The sequence below is a fragment of the Pseudomonas sp. FP2196 genome, assembly GCF_030687715.1.
GTDB lineage: Bacteria > Pseudomonadota > Gammaproteobacteria > Pseudomonadales > Pseudomonadaceae > Aquipseudomonas.
Genome location: NZ_CP117445.1, coordinates 1,007,726 through 1,021,431, shown reverse-complemented (window position 1 = coordinate 1,021,431; position 13,706 = coordinate 1,007,726). Strand labels below are relative to the sequence as shown.

At 58.6% G+C, this 13,706-nt stretch carries 17 protein-coding genes; 7 read left to right on the top strand and 10 right to left on the bottom strand.

Annotated features, from left to right (window positions below):
• Positions 1 to 83: 83 nt before the first annotated feature.
• From hisC to PSH79_RS04450, 10 genes are all read right to left on the bottom strand, one after another.
• The gene (gene hisC / locus PSH79_RS04495) at positions 84 to 1,136 is read right to left on the bottom strand and encodes a histidinol-phosphate transaminase (protein ID WP_305441431.1); all 1,053 of its coding nucleotides are present in this window, start codon (positions 1,134 to 1,136) and stop codon (positions 84 to 86) included.
• Positions 1,137 to 1,138: 2 nt separating this feature from the next.
• Positions 1,139 to 2,464, bottom strand: a complete 1,326-nt coding sequence (gene hisD / locus PSH79_RS04490; protein WP_187676791.1) for a histidinol dehydrogenase — start codon at positions 2,462 to 2,464, stop codon at positions 1,139 to 1,141.
• Between the two features lie 125 nt (positions 2,465 to 2,589).
• Positions 2,590 to 3,225, bottom strand: a complete 636-nt coding sequence (hisG, locus tag PSH79_RS04485) for an ATP phosphoribosyltransferase (RefSeq protein ID WP_305441430.1) — start codon at positions 3,223 to 3,225, stop codon at positions 2,590 to 2,592.
• 127 nt (positions 3,226 to 3,352) lie between these two features.
• A complete protein-coding gene (murA, locus tag PSH79_RS04480; RefSeq protein ID WP_305441429.1) occupies positions 3,353 to 4,618 on the bottom strand; it encodes a UDP-N-acetylglucosamine 1-carboxyvinyltransferase in 1,266 nt (421 codons plus the stop codon).
• 22 nt (positions 4,619 to 4,640) lie between these two features.
• A complete protein-coding gene (locus PSH79_RS04475; protein ID WP_007912386.1) occupies positions 4,641 to 4,880 on the bottom strand; it encodes a BolA family protein in 240 nt (79 codons plus the stop codon).
• 115 nt (positions 4,881 to 4,995) lie between these two features.
• A complete protein-coding gene (locus PSH79_RS04470) occupies positions 4,996 to 5,301 on the bottom strand; it encodes a lipid asymmetry maintenance protein MlaB (protein ID WP_305441428.1) in 306 nt (101 codons plus the stop codon).
• Positions 5,298 to 5,939 (bottom strand): phospholipid-binding protein MlaC, encoded by a 642-nt coding sequence (locus PSH79_RS04465; protein ID WP_187676788.1) that lies wholly within the window; start codon positions 5,937 to 5,939, stop codon positions 5,298 to 5,300. The genes PSH79_RS04470 and PSH79_RS04465 overlap by 4 nt, the downstream gene beginning before the upstream one ends.
• Before the next feature lie 11 nt (positions 5,940 to 5,950).
• A complete protein-coding gene (gene mlaD, locus PSH79_RS04460) occupies positions 5,951 to 6,418 on the bottom strand; it encodes an outer membrane lipid asymmetry maintenance protein MlaD (RefSeq protein ID WP_187676787.1) in 468 nt (155 codons plus the stop codon).
• Positions 6,418 to 7,215, bottom strand: coding sequence for a lipid asymmetry maintenance ABC transporter permease subunit MlaE (mlaE, locus tag PSH79_RS04455; protein WP_103303113.1), 798 nt, complete (start codon positions 7,213 to 7,215; stop codon positions 6,418 to 6,420). The genes mlaD and mlaE overlap by 1 nt, the downstream gene beginning before the upstream one ends.
• Positions 7,215 to 8,024 (bottom strand): ATP-binding cassette domain-containing protein, encoded by an 810-nt coding sequence (locus PSH79_RS04450; protein ID WP_305441426.1) that lies wholly within the window; start codon positions 8,022 to 8,024, stop codon positions 7,215 to 7,217. Before PSH79_RS04450 ends, mlaE begins: the two co-directional genes overlap by 1 nt.
• Positions 8,025 to 8,299: 275 nt before the next feature.
• Between PSH79_RS04450 and PSH79_RS04445 the strand changes: the two genes are divergently transcribed.
• The 7 genes from PSH79_RS04445 to hpf all read left to right on the top strand — a co-directional run bounded on the left by PSH79_RS04445 (position 8,300) and on the right by hpf (position 13,697).
• Complete coding sequence (locus tag PSH79_RS04445) at positions 8,300 to 9,274, top strand: KpsF/GutQ family sugar-phosphate isomerase (RefSeq protein ID WP_305441425.1); 975 nt, start codon at positions 8,300 to 8,302, stop codon at positions 9,272 to 9,274.
• A complete protein-coding gene (locus PSH79_RS04440) occupies positions 9,275 to 9,799 on the top strand; it encodes an HAD family hydrolase (RefSeq protein ID WP_305441424.1) in 525 nt (174 codons plus the stop codon).
• An 8-nt stretch (positions 9,800 to 9,807) separates the two neighbouring features.
• The gene (gene lptC, locus PSH79_RS04435; protein WP_305441423.1) at positions 9,808 to 10,380 is read left to right on the top strand and encodes an LPS export ABC transporter periplasmic protein LptC; all 573 of its coding nucleotides are present in this window, start codon (positions 9,808 to 9,810) and stop codon (positions 10,378 to 10,380) included.
• Positions 10,367 to 10,912, top strand: coding sequence for a lipopolysaccharide transport periplasmic protein LptA (gene lptA, locus PSH79_RS04430; RefSeq protein WP_008085067.1), 546 nt, complete (start codon positions 10,367 to 10,369; stop codon positions 10,910 to 10,912). Before lptC ends, lptA begins: the two co-directional genes overlap by 14 nt.
• On the top strand, positions 10,912 to 11,637 hold the full coding sequence (gene lptB / locus PSH79_RS04425; RefSeq protein ID WP_008085069.1) for an LPS export ABC transporter ATP-binding protein: 726 nt from the start codon (positions 10,912 to 10,914) through the stop codon (positions 11,635 to 11,637). Before lptA ends, lptB begins: the two co-directional genes overlap by 1 nt.
• A 187-nt stretch (positions 11,638 to 11,824) precedes the next feature.
• Positions 11,825 to 13,315 (top strand): RNA polymerase factor sigma-54, encoded by a 1,491-nt coding sequence (locus tag PSH79_RS04420; RefSeq protein ID WP_305441421.1) that lies wholly within the window; start codon positions 11,825 to 11,827, stop codon positions 13,313 to 13,315.
• A gap of 73 nt (positions 13,316 to 13,388) precedes the next feature.
• A complete protein-coding gene (gene hpf / locus PSH79_RS04415; RefSeq protein ID WP_187676780.1) occupies positions 13,389 to 13,697 on the top strand; it encodes a ribosome hibernation-promoting factor, HPF/YfiA family in 309 nt (102 codons plus the stop codon).
• Positions 13,698 to 13,706: the final 9 nt, after the last annotated feature.

Below are 13,706 nucleotides of genomic sequence, written 5' to 3'. Positions count from 1 at the left end.
CGATCGCGGTGCGTCATCCAACTCACATATTGAATGCTGAAAGGCGTCGCGAGCAGGCTCACTCCAACAGGGGGCAATGGTGATTAGAGGTCGCCGAACCCGTCAATCAACGCCTGATTCTGCTCCGGCGTGCCAATCGAAATCCGCAGGAACTGCGCGATCCGCTCCTGCTTGAAGTGCCGGACGATCACACCCTGCTCACGCAATTTGGCCGCCAGCCCTGCTGCATCATGTTGCGGGTGCCGGGCAAAAATGAAGTTCGCCGCCGACGGCAGCACTTCAAAGCCCTTGCCCTGCAACTGCGCAATTACCCATTCACGGCTCTCGATCACCAGACGGCAAGTCTTGTCGAAATACTCGCGATCCTCGAACGCCGCTGCCGCACCGACGTTCGCCAAACGATCAATCGGATAAGAGTTGAAGCTGTTCTTGATCCGCTCCAGCGCCTCGATCAGGTCCGGATGCCCGACCGCCAGACCAACCCGCAGGCCGGCCAGCGACCGGGACTTGGACAAGGTCTGAGTCACCAGCAGGTTCGGATAGCGATCCACCAGACTGATCGCTGTTTCGCCGCCAAAGTCGATATAAGCCTCATCCACGACCACCACCGAATCAGGGCTGGCCGTGAGAATCTGCTCGACCGCCTCCAGTGCCAGCAGGCAACCGGTCGGTGCGTTCGGGTTGGGGAAAATGATGCCGCCGTTCGGCTTGGCGTAATCCGCCGGGTTGATCTGGAACTGCGAATCCAGCGGCACCGCATCAAATTTGATGCCGTACAGACCGCAATACACCGGATAGAAGCTGTAGCTGATATCCGGGAACAGCAACGGCTGATCGTGTTGCAGCAGACCGTGGAAGATGTGCGCGAGCACTTCGTCCGAACCGTTGCCGAGGAACACCCGATTGCTCCGCACGCCGTAGTACTGGGCGACGGCGTTTTTCAGCAGGTCGCTGTTCGGATCAGGGTACAGGCGCAGATTGTCGTTGAGTTCGGTCTGCATCGCCGCCAGGGCTTTTGGCGACGGGCCGTAGGGGTTTTCATTGGTGTTCAGCTTGACCAGTCTGGTCAGCTTCGGCTGTTCGCCAGGCACATAAGGCACCAGATCCTTGACGAACGGGCTCCAGAATTTACTCATGTTCAGTTCCCCTGCTTGTCGTCAATGATGCGGTATTCGGCGCTGCGCGCGTGGGCGCTCAGGGATTCGCCACGGGCGAGTACCGAAGCGGTCTTGCCCAGTTCGGAAGCACCGGCCTCGGAACAGAAGATGATCGACGAGCGTTTCTGGAAGTCATAAACACCCAGTGGCGAGGAGAAACGCGCAGTGCCGGAGGTCGGCAATACGTGGTTCGGGCCTGCGCAGTAGTCGCCCAATGCTTCGGAGGTGTGACGGCCCATGAAGATCGCGCCGGCGTGGCGAATCTGTGGCAGCCAGGCTTGTGGGTCAGCGACCGAGAGCTCCAGGTGTTCCGGGGCGATGCGGTTGGCGACTTCGATGGCCTGGGCCATGTCACGCACTTGAATCAGCGCGCCGCGGCCATTGATCGAGGTTTCGATGATGGTTGCGCGGTCCATGGTCGGCAGCAGTTTGTCGATGCTCGCGGCGACCTTGTCGAGGAACTCGGCGTCGGGGCTGACCAGAATCGCTTGAGCGTCTTCATCGTGCTCGGCTTGGGAGAACAGGTCCATGGCGATCCAGTCCGGGTCGGTCTGGCCATCGCACACAACAAGGATTTCCGAAGGGCCGGCGATCATGTCGATACCGACCTGACCGAACACGTGGCGCTTGGCGGTGGCGACATAGATGTTGCCCGGCCCAACGACTTTGTCCACTTTCGGCACGCTTTCGGTGCCGTAAGCCAGCGCGGCAACCGCTTGTGCACCACCGATGGTGAACACGCGATCGACGCCTGCGATGCACGCAGCGGCCAGCACCAGTTCGTTGATTTCACCGCGCGGAGTCGGCACGACCATGACCACTTCGGTCACACCGGCAACCTTGGCCGGAATGGCGTTCATCAACACCGACGACGGGTACGACGCCTTGCCGCCCGGCACGTACAGGCCTGCGCGATCCAGCGGCGTAACTTTCTGGCCCAGCACCGTGCCGTCGGCTTCGGTGTAGCTCCAGGAATCCTGCTTCTGTTTTTCGTGGTAGCTGCGCACACGGGCCGCGGCTTTTTCCAGTGCTTCGCGCTGAGGCACGGTGATGCGGGTCAGGGCCAGTTCCAGACGCTCGCGCGGCAGGATCAGATCGGCCATGGAGGCGACTTCGAGACCGTCGAACTTCTGGGTGAACTCGACCAGCGCCGCGTCACCGCGCTCGCGCACAGCCTTGATGATGTCCAGCACACGCTGATTGACCGAGTCGTCAGACACACTTTCCCAGCTCAGCAGATGATCCAGATGATGCGCGAAATCCGGGTCAGCAGCGTTGAGTCGGCGAATTGCAGTCGGTGCGGTCATAGCGAGAGCCTCATAGGAATGGCAAAAACTCAGGCGCCCTAACTTAGCAGTCGTTTCCGCTTGGGCACCTGAGATTCTGGCTATGAGGCGGATAGACGGGCGCGACTCAAGGTCGCGCAGGTAAATCAGCCGCGGTGTCGCGATTCCACAGCGTTGCGCAGGGTATCGATCAACGCCTGGATACGGGCGTGTTGCATTTTCATCGAAGCCTTGTTAACCACCAGACGCGAGCTGATCGTGGCGATCAACTCCTGGGGTTCCAGACCATTGGCGCGCAGGGTGTTGCCGGTGTCGACCACGTCGATGATCTTGTCGGCCAGACCAATCAGCGGTGCCAGCTCCATTGAGCCGTAGAGCTTGATGATGTCGACCTGACGGCCTTGTTCGGCGTAATAACGCTTGGCAACGTTGACGAACTTGGTCGCCACGCGCAGACGGCCCTTGGGCTCGGGCGCGCCGATTTTACCGGCGGTCATCAGCTTGCACTGGGCAATCTGCAGATCCAGTGGCTCGTACAGGCCCTGGCCGGTGTACTCCATCAACACGTCTTTACCTGCCACGCCGAGGTCGGCCGCGCCATGCTCGACATAGGTCGGCACGTCGGTAGCGCGCACGATGAGCAGGCGTACGTCTGCCTGCGTCGTGGGGATGATCAGCTTGCGGCTCTTGTCCGGATTCTCGGTCGGCACGATGCCCGCTTCAGCGAGAAGCGGCAGAGTGTCGTCAAGGATGCGGCCCTTGGACAGTGCGATGGTCAACATGGGAAACGTCAGTCCTTATCAAGGTACTCATGTCCGGTCGCAATCGGCGCCGGACACACATCGAGCCGGATAACGGCTCGATTCGAAACGAATTCAGTGGACACGTCCCTGTGTCCTCATGCAGCTGTCAGCCCGGAACGCGACGGATCTTGGCGCCCAGCATCTGCAGTTTTTCTTCGATGCACTCGTAACCACGGTCGATGTGGTAGATGCGGTCGATCAGGGTATCGCCTTCGGCCACCAGTGCCGAGATCACCAGACTGGCCGAAGCGCGCAGGTCGGTCGCCATGACTGGCGCGCCCTTCAGCACTTCAGTACCGGTAACGATGGCGGTGTTGCCTTCGACCTGGATCTTGGCGCCCATGCGGTGCAGTTCGTACACGTGCATGAAGCGGTTTTCGAAGATTGTCTCGATCACGGCACCGGTGCCTTCGGCAATGGCGTTGAGCGAGATGAACTGCGCCTGCATGTCGGTCGGGAACGCCGGGTACGGCGCAGTGCGCACGTTGACCGCTTTCGGGCGCTTGCCGTGCATGTTCAGCTCGATCCAGTCTTCACCGCAGGTGATTTCTGCACCGGACTCGCGAAGTTTTTCCAGAACCGCTTCGAGAATGGTCGGATCAGTGTCCTTGACCTTGACGCGGCCACCGGTGACCGCAGCGGCCACCAGGTAGGTGCCGGTTTCGATACGGTCAGGCATGACTTTGTAGAAACACGAACCCAGACGCTCGACGCCATCGATGGTGATGGTATCGGTGCCGGCGCCGGAAACCTTGGCGCCCATGGCGTTTAGGAAGTTTGCCAGGTCAACCACTTCAGGTTCACGCGCAGCGTTCTGCAGCACGCTGCGGCCCTTGGCCAGAGCAGCCGCCATCATGATGTTTTCAGTACCGGTCACGCTGACGGTATCGAAGAAGAAGTGCGCACCGCGCAGGCCGCCTTCAGGCGCCTTGGCCTTGATGTAGCCGCCTTCGACATCAATCACCGCGCCCATGGCTTCGAGACCACGGATGTGCAGGTCGACCGGACGCGAACCGATGGCGCAACCGCCAGGCAGCGCGACTTCGGCTTCACCGAAACGGGCAACCATCGGACCCAGTACCAGGATCGACGCACGCATGGTTTTCACCAGCTCGTACGGAGCGATCAGGGTCTTGATGGTGCGCGGGTCGATTTCGACGCTGAGTTTCTCGTCGATCACAGGCTCAATGCCCATGCGACCGAACAGCTCGATCATGGTGGTGATGTCGTGCAAGTGCGGCAGGTTGCCGACCGTCACCGGGCCATCGCACAGCAAGGTGGCAGCCAGAATCGGCAGGGCAGAATTCTTTGCCCCGGAAATGCGGATCTCGCCATCAAGACGAGCGCCACCAGTAATAATCAATTTATCCATAAGAATCTCGACGCCCTTAGGCTCAGGTGCGCTCGGCCCAGGCCGCGCTGCTGAAAAATTTCATAGTGACCGCATGGATGCTGCCATCGGTGATCCATGGGTTCAAATGGGCATAGATCTGCTGCTGACGCTTCACCGGGCTCAACGCCGCCAGTTCATCGCTAATCACGTTCAGCTGGAAATTGCAGCCTTCGCCCTCAACTTCTACCAACGTTCCGGGCAGCTTTCCTTCAAGGAAGCTCTTCACTTCTACGGCCTGCATGCTCAACCTCAATCGGCGCCCTGTGCGCACGGGTCGGACATCATACAAAAAAGCCCCGCGCCTGCGAACCCCGCAAGGCAGGACTCTGACGGGGGGCTTCTTTACTGATGCGGGTTCAGGAGTGCGCCAACAGTTCGGTCAGCTCACTGACCTGAGCAATTTCGCGCATGTCTTCGGGCATCGCGCGGATGCTGACAGCCTTACCGGCCGCCTGAGCATCGCGCATGAAGCACAGCAGCAACGACAAGCCGACACTGCTGGACTTCTTCACGGCCGAACAATCGATGACCAGCGCAGAAGCCTTGCTCGACTTGATCAGCGCCTGACCTTCCTTGCGCAAGTCCGGGCCAGTGCGGTAGTCCAGCACTCCGCTGAGCAATAGCTCGTCGACATCACTCATACGAACTGCCGCCTCATTCATTGCGCTGGCTTCTCGGTGGTTTGCTTGGCCTTGGCCACTTCACCTGCCCAATTGTTGATGGTCTTGTCCAGATCATTGCCGTTACGCTGCATCGCGTCGGCGAACTGGTCCCGGAACAACTTGCCGATGTTGATGCCGTTGATGATCACGTTGCGCAGTTTCCACTCGCCGTTGATCTTCTCCAGGGTGTACTGCACAGGGTATACCGCGCCGTTGGTGCCCTTGACGGTCATGCCGACGCTGGTGCGATCACCCGATTCGTCCTTGGCCGGATCAACGGTGATGCCCTGGTTGTTGTATTCGAGCAAGGCGTTGCCGTAGAACTGGAACAGGCCTTTCTTGAAGTTTTCCTGGAAGGTCTGCATCTGCGCAGGCGTTGCCTTGCGCGAATACTTGACCGTCATGATGCTCTTGGAGATGCCTTCGGCATCTACCACCGGACCAACGATAGTGTTCAGTGCAGCATAAAAGTCGTTCGGATCCTGCTTGTATTTCTCTTTATTGGCCGACAGATCAGCGAGCATCCGGGTGGTGGTGTCCTGAATCAGATCGTGCGCTGACTGTGCCGCCACAGCGGTACCCATCAGTGGCAATGTCGCGAGCAACACCAACAGGCCACGTCGCAAGGTAGAGATCATTCAAAAGCTCCTCATTTGGCGTCTTTGCTAACGGTATTGAGCAGGAATTTACCGATCAGGTCTTCCAGTACCAGTGACGACTGCGTGTCGTGAATGGTTCCACCATCCTTCAGAGGGGTATCTTCCCCGCCTACGCTGATACCGATGTATTTCTCGCCCAGCAGACCAGCGGTCAGGATAGACGCTGTCGAGTCGGTCGGCAGATTGTCGACTTTTTTATCCACTTGCAGGGTCACCCGACCGGTGAAGCTGTCGCGATCCAAATCGATTGCGGTGACCTTGCCGATGGTTACACCGGCCATGGTCACTTTGGCTCTGACCGTCAAACCGGCGATATTGTCGAAGTAGGCATAAAGTTTATAAGTTTCGGTGGTCGAAGTCGGAGACAGGCCACTGACCCGCAAAGCAAGCAGCAGCAAAGCCAGGATCCCTGCCAGCAGGAACAGGCCGACACCGATTTCCAGGGTGCGGTTTTGCATCAGAAATCTCCAAACATCAAAGCGGTCAGAATAAAGTCCAGGCCCAGTACTGCCAGCGAGGCAAATACTACGGTCTTGGTGGTGGCACGACTGATCCCCTCGGAAGTGGGCTCACAGTCATAGCCTTGGAATACGGCGATCCAGGTCACGACGAAGGCGAAAACGATACTTTTGATGACGCCATTGAGCACATCGCTGGTGAAGTTCACGCTGTTCTGCATGTTTGCCCAATAAGACCCTTCATACACGCCAAGCCAGTCGACAGCCACCCACGAACCACCCCAGATCCCCACCACGCTGAAAATCATCGCCAGCACCGGCAGGGAAATGAATCCGGCCCACAGACGCGGGGCAATAATGTATTTGAGCGGGTCGACACCGATCATTTCCAGACTGGAAAGCTGTTCGGTGGACTTCATGTTGCCGATTTCCGCGGTCAACGCCGAACCGGCGCGCCCGGCGAACAGCAACGCAGTCACCACAGGACCGAGTTCACGCAGCAACGTCAGCGCAACCATCTGCCCCACCGCCTGCTCCGAACCGTAGCTCGACAGAATGCTGAAACCCTGAAGTGCCAGCACCATGCCGATGAAAATCCCGGAGACCACAATGATCACCAGCGACATGACGCCGACCGAATGCAGCTGCTTGACCAGCAAACCAAATCCGCCGCTGATACCACCGCGACCGAGCAATGCGTGAAACAGGAACAGCGTTGCCCGACCGAACACCGCAATGGCGTCGATCGCCGCTTCGCCGAACCGGCGTACGCGTTCTATTAATGAAATTCTGCGCATCAGCGCTTCCCCAGAAGATCTGCGCGGTAATCCGTCGCTGGAAAATGGTACGGCACCGGGCCATCGGGATTACCGGTCATGAACTGACGGATACGCGGCTCGTCCGAGTTCATCAGCTCATCCGGCGTGCCCTGCCCCAGTACCTGACCATCACCCACTACATAGATGTAGTCGGCGATGCTCGCGGTTTCGGCCAGATCGTGCGAAACCACGATACTGGTGATCCCCAACGCATCGTTGAGCAGACGAATCAGACGTACCAGCACGCCCATGGCGATCGGGTCCTGTCCAACGAACGGTTCGTCGTACATGAGAATCTGCGGGTCGAGCGCAATGGCCCGCGCCAGCGCTACGCGACGCTTCATGCCACCGGACAGTTCATCGGGCATCAACTCAATGGCACCGCGCAGCCCCACCGCCTGCAATTTGAGCAGGACGATGTCGCGGATCATTTCTTCCGGCAACTCGGTATGAACGCGCAGGGGAAAAGCGACGTTCTCGAAGACATCGAGATCGGTGAACAGCGCGCCGCTCTGGAACAGCACACCCATGTGCTTGCGCGCATCGAACAGATCGCTGCGCGACAACGCAGGCAGGTTCTGACCGTTGACCCAGACTTCGCCGCTGGCAGGACGCAATTGCGCGCCCATCAACCGCAGCAGCGTAGTCTTGCCACACCCGGAAGGTCCCATGATGCCGGTGACCTTGCCGCGCGGTATGCGAATATCGACGTTATTGAAAATGCTGCGCGCACCGCGCTTGAAGGAGACTCCCTTCAGCTCGACCGCGTAGGCGTTATCGGCACTCATCTAAACTCCTTGCGATGCAGCCTCTCACTCGGACGCCTGGCTTTATTTAAAAAGCACGTACATCCCGGGCAGGCCGAACTGGCGGCGAACTATATCACTGCAAAGGTCATGCGCCCAAGGCTTGTGCCAGCCTGTGTTCGGCGATACGGCAGGGCTGGAGGCTCTTTTCCCGGGTTTTGGTAACGAGGAATGACAAAGCACGACGAACTTGCGTGAGGCTTTGCAACATAACCGCTATAATCGCCGCCTTTTCATCGGGCTATACGATTTCTGACATGAGCCAATCCAGCGACCTGATTCAATCGGCACAACGCACCATCCGCCTCGAAGTGGAAGCCGTTCAAGGCTTGTTGCCCCATATCGACGCCGATTTCGTACGCGCTTGCGAGATGATTCTGGCCAGCAAAGGCCGTGTGGTGGTGGTCGGCATGGGCAAATCCGGGCACGTCGGCAACAAGATTGCCGCAACTCTGGCGAGCACCGGCACCCCGGCATTCTTTGTACACCCAGCTGAAGCCAGCCATGGCGACATGGGCATGATTACCCGTGATGACGTGATCCTGGCCCTGTCGAACTCTGGCTCGACCAACGAAATCGTCACCCTGCTGCCCTTGATCAAACGCCTGGGCATCCAGTTGATCAGCGTGACCGGCAACCCGGCCTCGCCGCTGGCGAAAGCCGCCGAAGTGAACCTCAATGTTCACGTCGAGCACGAAGCCTGCCCGCTGAACCTGGCCCCCACCTCTTCGACCACCGCCGCGCTGGTCATGGGCGATGCCCTGGCCGTAGCGTTGCTGGAAGCTCGCGGTTTTACCGCTGAAGACTTCGCCTTTTCGCACCCGGGTGGCGCCCTGGGCCGTCGCTTGTTGCTGAAAGTGGAAAACGTCATGCACGCCGGGCAGGAATTGCCGCAGGTGCAGCGCGGCACACTGCTCAAGGATGCGCTGATGGAAATGACCCGCAAGGGTCTGGGCATGACCGTCATCCTCGAAGACGATGGCAAACTCGCCGGGATTTTTACCGACGGCGATTTGCGCCGCACCCTGGATCGCAGCATCGACATCCGCACCGCCACCATCGACCAGGTGATGACGGCCCACGGCAAGACCGCACGGCCCGAAATGCTCGCTGCCGAAGCCCTGAAAATCATGGAAGACCACCGAATCAACGCACTGGTCGTTGTCGATGAGGAAGATCGCCCGGTCGGCGCTTTCAACCTCTCCGACCTGTTGCGCGCAGGAGTGATGTAAATGAGCACCGATCTGTTACAACGCGGCAAAGCGATCAAACTGGCGGTTTTCGACGTCGACGGCGTCCTCACTGACGGGCGCCTGTACTTCCTTGAAGACGGCAGCGAATTCAAGACTTTCAACACCCTCGACGGTCAGGGCATCAAAATGCTCATGAACGCCGGAGTACAGACTGCCATCATCAGTGGCCGCAAGACCCCCGTAGTCGAGCGCCGAGCGAAAAACCTCGGAATCGAGCACCTGTTTCAGGGACGCGAAGACAAATTGGTGGTTCTGGACGGTCTACTTGAACAACTGGGCCTAAGCTATGAACAGGTCGCCTACCTCGGTGACGACCTGCCTGATCTGCCGGTGATCCGCCGCGTGGGCCTGGGCATGGCCGTCGCCAACGCTGCCGACTTCGTCCGCGAACACGCCCATGGCGTGACCCGGGCCCGTGGCGGCGAAGGTGCAGCCCGCGAATTCTGCGAATTGATCCTGCGCGCCCAAGGCCGCCTCGATGCGGCCAATGCCGCGTACTTGTGAGCCAAACCATGTTCAGCAAAAAATTTCGTAACTTCCTGCTGTTCGGTTGCATCGCCGCGATATTCGCTGCGGTCGGCTACTGGAACATCAGCCCGGAACGCTTCCTCGACAAGCCTGCGGTTTCCTCCGTGGAAACGCCTATCGACTGGTATGCGACCAACACGCACACTCTGCAATACCTTCCGGACGGCAAGGTGCAGTATGAAATGACCTCCGAAAAGGCCGAGCACGTCAAGGCGACCGACATCACGCTCGTCACCAAGCCTGACCTGAACATGTACCGCGGCACGGATTTCCCGTGGCACGTGACCAGCGAGCGCGGCGAAGTGAACTCGGGCGGCACCGAAGTCGAGTTGATAGATTCAGTACGCATCAAGCGCACCGATGAAAAGAACCGCGCCACCTTGATCACGTCCACTCGCATGACGGTGTTCCCGCAGCAGGAATATGCGCAGACCGCGCAACCCGTTAGAATCGAAGGCGCTGGCGGTGTATCGACTGGCGTAGGAATGAAAGCGTATCTGAAGGAAAGCAGGATACACCTGCAATCGAACGTAAGAGGACAGTATGAGGCTCGTTAAAACCCTCCCTATTTTGCTCAGTCTGGGCGCAGCACTGGGAAGCGTGAGCGCCTGGGCTCTGCCGAACGATCAAGAGCAGCCAATCCGCATTCAGGCCGACGATGCCCAACTGGACGACAAGAATGGCGTTGCCACTTATAAAGGCGACGTGATCATCACCCAGGGTTCGATGAAGGTTACCGGCAACACCGTAACCATCACCCGCACCCCGACCGGTGACATCGACGTGGTGACCTCGGTGGGCAACCTGGCCTACTTCGAGCAACTGCAAACCGCTGGCGATACCAAACCTGTTCAGGGCTGGGGCGTGACGATCCAGTACCACGCTGCGCAAAACCGCGTTGTGCTGATCGACAAAGCCAAGGTTGTCGACAAGGACAACAACACCACCCAGGGCGAGAAAATCGTCTATGACACCGTGAAGAAACTGGCCAGCGCCGGCCGCGCTACCGGCAGCAAAGTCACCGAAGCGCGTCCGCGCATCGACATGGTGATCCAGCCAAAGAAGAAAACCGAAGAGAAAACCCAGTAATGGCAACTCTGAAAGCTCAGCACCTGGCCAAGGCCTATAAAAGCCGCCAGGTCGTGCGTGACGTCAGCCTGTCGATCGACAGCGGCCAGATTGTCGGCCTGCTTGGCCCCAACGGTGCCGGCAAGACCACATGTTTCTACATGATCGTTGGCCTGGTACAGGCCGATCAGGGCCGTGTACTGATCGATGATCTGGACGTCAGCCACCAGCCGATGCACGGTCGCGCCAAGGCGGGTATTGGCTATCTGCCGCAAGAAGCGTCGATCTTCCGCAAACTGTCGGTGGCCGATAACATCATGGCCATCCTCGAGACCCGCCAGGAACTCGACAAGGCCGGCCGTCGCAAGGAGCTGGAAAGCCTGCTGCAGGAATTCCACATCAGCCACATTCGCGACAACCTCGGCATGAGCCTGTCCGGTGGTGAACGCCGACGGGTGGAAATCGCCCGCGCCCTGGCGACAGCACCGAAATTCATCCTGCTCGACGAACCGTTCGCCGGTGTCGACCCGATCTCGGTCGGCGACATCAAGCAGATCATCCATCATCTCAAGGCCAAGGGCATCGGTGTTCTGATCACCGACCACAACGTCCGTGAGACGCTGGACATCTGCGAAACCGCCTACATCGTCAACGACGGTCAGTTGATTGCCGAAGGCGATGCAGAGACCATCCTGGCCAACGATCTGGTCAAGGAAGTGTATCTGGGCCATGAATTCCGCCTGTAAGCCTATTAGTGCCAAGTGAGCCGCCCGGACGCTGTATCGATTCAAGCAGAATTTAATACGCTTTAATTGTTACAGCGCTCTAGGCAAACACTTCAGTTTCAGGCATATAATTTGCTTAAGTTTGGCGCTCCGGCGCCCTGTAGTGGATGGCGCATAGCGCCGGCGAATAAGGTGTTAAGCCCCTGCCATGAAACCATCGCTAGTCTTGAGAATGGGCCAGCAGCTGACGATGACACCGCAGCTGCAACAGGCCATCCGCCTGCTCCAATTGTCGACCCTGGATCTGCAACAGGAAATCCAGGAGGCCCTGGAATCCAATCCGATGCTCGAACGCCAGGAAGAAGGCGACGACTTCGACAACTCCGATCCTCTGGCCGACAACGCCGAACAGAAGCCCACCGAGATCCAGGAACCCTCCTATCAGGAAACCGCCCCGACGGTAGATAACCTGGAGGAGGGCGACTGGAGCGAACGCATCCCCAACGAGCTTCCGGTCGATACGGCCTGGGAAGACGTCTACCAGACTAGCGCCAGCAGCCTGCCCAGCAGCGACGATGACGAGTGGGACTTCACCACCCGCACCTCCGCCGGCGAAAGCCTGCAAAGCCATCTTCTGTGGCAACTTAACCTCGCGCCGATGTCCGACACCGATCGACTGATCGCCGTCACCCTGATCGATTGCATCAACAATCAGGGTTATCTGGACGAAACCCTCGAAGAGATTCTCGAAGCGTTCGATCCGGAACTGGACATCGAGCTGGACGAAATCGAAGCCGTTCTGCACCGCATCCAGCAATTCGAACCTGCCGGCATCGGCGCCCGCAATCTTGGCGAATGCCTGCTGCTGCAGCTGCGCCAGTTGCCGGCCAAGACGCCTTGGCTGGTCGAAGCGAAACGTCTGGTCACTGATTACATCGACCTGCTGGGCAGCCGGGATTACAGCCAGTTGATGCGGCGCATGAAGCTCAAGGAAGACGAGTTGCGTCAGGTCATCGAGCTGGTACAGAGCCTTAACCCGCGCCCGGGCTCGCAGATCGAATCGACTGAAGCCGAGTACGTCGTACCGGACGTCATCGTGCGCAAGGACAACGAGCGCTGGCTGGTCGAGCTCAATCAGGAGTCGGTGCCACGCCTACGGGTCAACGCCCAGTACGCCGGCTTCGTGCGACGCGCCGATACCAGTGCCGACAACACCTTCATGCGCAATCAGTTGCAGGAAGCGCGCTGGTTCATCAAGAGCCTGCAAAGCCGCAACGAAACCCTGATGAAAGTTGCCACCCAGATCGTCGAGCATCAGCGCGGGTTTCTGGAATACGGCGATGAAGCCATGAAGCCGCTGGTCCTGCATGACATCGCCGAAGCGGTCGGCATGCACGAATCGACGATTTCCCGGGTGACCACGCAAAAATTCATGCATACCCCACGCGGTATCTATGAATTGAAATACTTTTTTTCCAGCCACGTCAGCACCTCCGAAGGCGGTGAATGCTCGTCCACGGCGATCCGCGCGATCATCAAAAAACTGGTTGCCGCGGAAAATCAGAAAAAGCCGTTGAGTGACAGCAAGATCGCTGGTTTACTGGAGGCACAAGGCATTCAGGTGGCTCGCCGCACCGTCGCCAAGTACCGCGAGTCCCTAGGGATCGCGCCTTCGAGCGAACGCAAGCGGTTGATGTAAGCCACGTTACAGCGTTCCAGTGGCAGGCTTTTCGGCCTGCCGCTTTATGCACTGGCAACGAAGGAGAAGCTGTATGCAAGTCAACATCAGTGGACACCAACTGGAAGTGACCGAACCTCTGCGCACCTACATCAACGAGAAACTCGAACGATTGGAGCGCCATTTCGACAAGATCACCAACGTGCAAGTCACGATGTGCGTCGAAAAGCTGAAGCAGAAAATCGAAGCCACCTTGCATATACCCGGCAGTGAAGTGGTCGCCAACGCGGAACATACCGATATGTACGCCGCGATCGACGCCCTGACCGACAAGCTGGATAAACAACTCAAAAAGCATAAGGAAAAGACCCAGAGCCTGCTACAGGGCGCTACCGGTCGATAACCCACCACT

Coding starts and splice junctions, on each gene's coding strand:
- hisC (WP_305441431.1), bottom strand. CDS start 1,136: ATGAGTAAATTCTGGAGCCCGTTCGTCAAGGATCTGGTGCCTTATGTG.
- hisD (WP_187676791.1), bottom strand. CDS start 2,464: ATGACCGCACCGACTGCAATTCGCCGACTCAACGCTGCTGACCCGGAT.
- hisG (WP_305441430.1), bottom strand. CDS start 3,225: ATGTTGACCATCGCACTGTCCAAGGGCCGCATCCTTGACGACACTCTG.
- murA (WP_305441429.1), bottom strand. CDS start 4,618: ATGGATAAATTGATTATTACTGGTGGCGCTCGTCTTGATGGCGAGATC.
- PSH79_RS04475 (WP_007912386.1), bottom strand. CDS start 4,880: ATGCAGGCCGTAGAAGTGAAGAGCTTCCTTGAAGGAAAGCTGCCCGGA.
- PSH79_RS04470 (WP_305441428.1), bottom strand. CDS start 5,301: ATGAATGAGGCGGCAGTTCGTATGAGTGATGTCGACGAGCTATTGCTC.
- PSH79_RS04465 (WP_187676788.1), bottom strand. CDS start 5,939: ATGATCTCTACCTTGCGACGTGGCCTGTTGGTGTTGCTCGCGACATTG.
- mlaD (WP_187676787.1), bottom strand. CDS start 6,418: ATGCAAAACCGCACCCTGGAAATCGGTGTCGGCCTGTTCCTGCTGGCA.
- mlaE (WP_103303113.1), bottom strand. CDS start 7,215: ATGCGCAGAATTTCATTAATAGAACGCGTACGCCGGTTCGGCGAAGCG.
- PSH79_RS04450 (WP_305441426.1), bottom strand. CDS start 8,024: ATGAGTGCCGATAACGCCTACGCGGTCGAGCTGAAGGGAGTCTCCTTC.
- PSH79_RS04445 (WP_305441425.1), top strand. CDS start 8,300: ATGAGCCAATCCAGCGACCTGATTCAATCGGCACAACGCACCATCCGC.
- PSH79_RS04440 (WP_305441424.1), top strand. CDS start 9,275: ATGAGCACCGATCTGTTACAACGCGGCAAAGCGATCAAACTGGCGGTT.
- lptC (WP_305441423.1), top strand. CDS start 9,808: ATGTTCAGCAAAAAATTTCGTAACTTCCTGCTGTTCGGTTGCATCGCC.
- lptA (WP_008085067.1), top strand. CDS start 10,367: ATGAGGCTCGTTAAAACCCTCCCTATTTTGCTCAGTCTGGGCGCAGCA.
- lptB (WP_008085069.1), top strand. CDS start 10,912: ATGGCAACTCTGAAAGCTCAGCACCTGGCCAAGGCCTATAAAAGCCGC.
- PSH79_RS04420 (WP_305441421.1), top strand. CDS start 11,825: ATGAAACCATCGCTAGTCTTGAGAATGGGCCAGCAGCTGACGATGACA.
- hpf (WP_187676780.1), top strand. CDS start 13,389: ATGCAAGTCAACATCAGTGGACACCAACTGGAAGTGACCGAACCTCTG.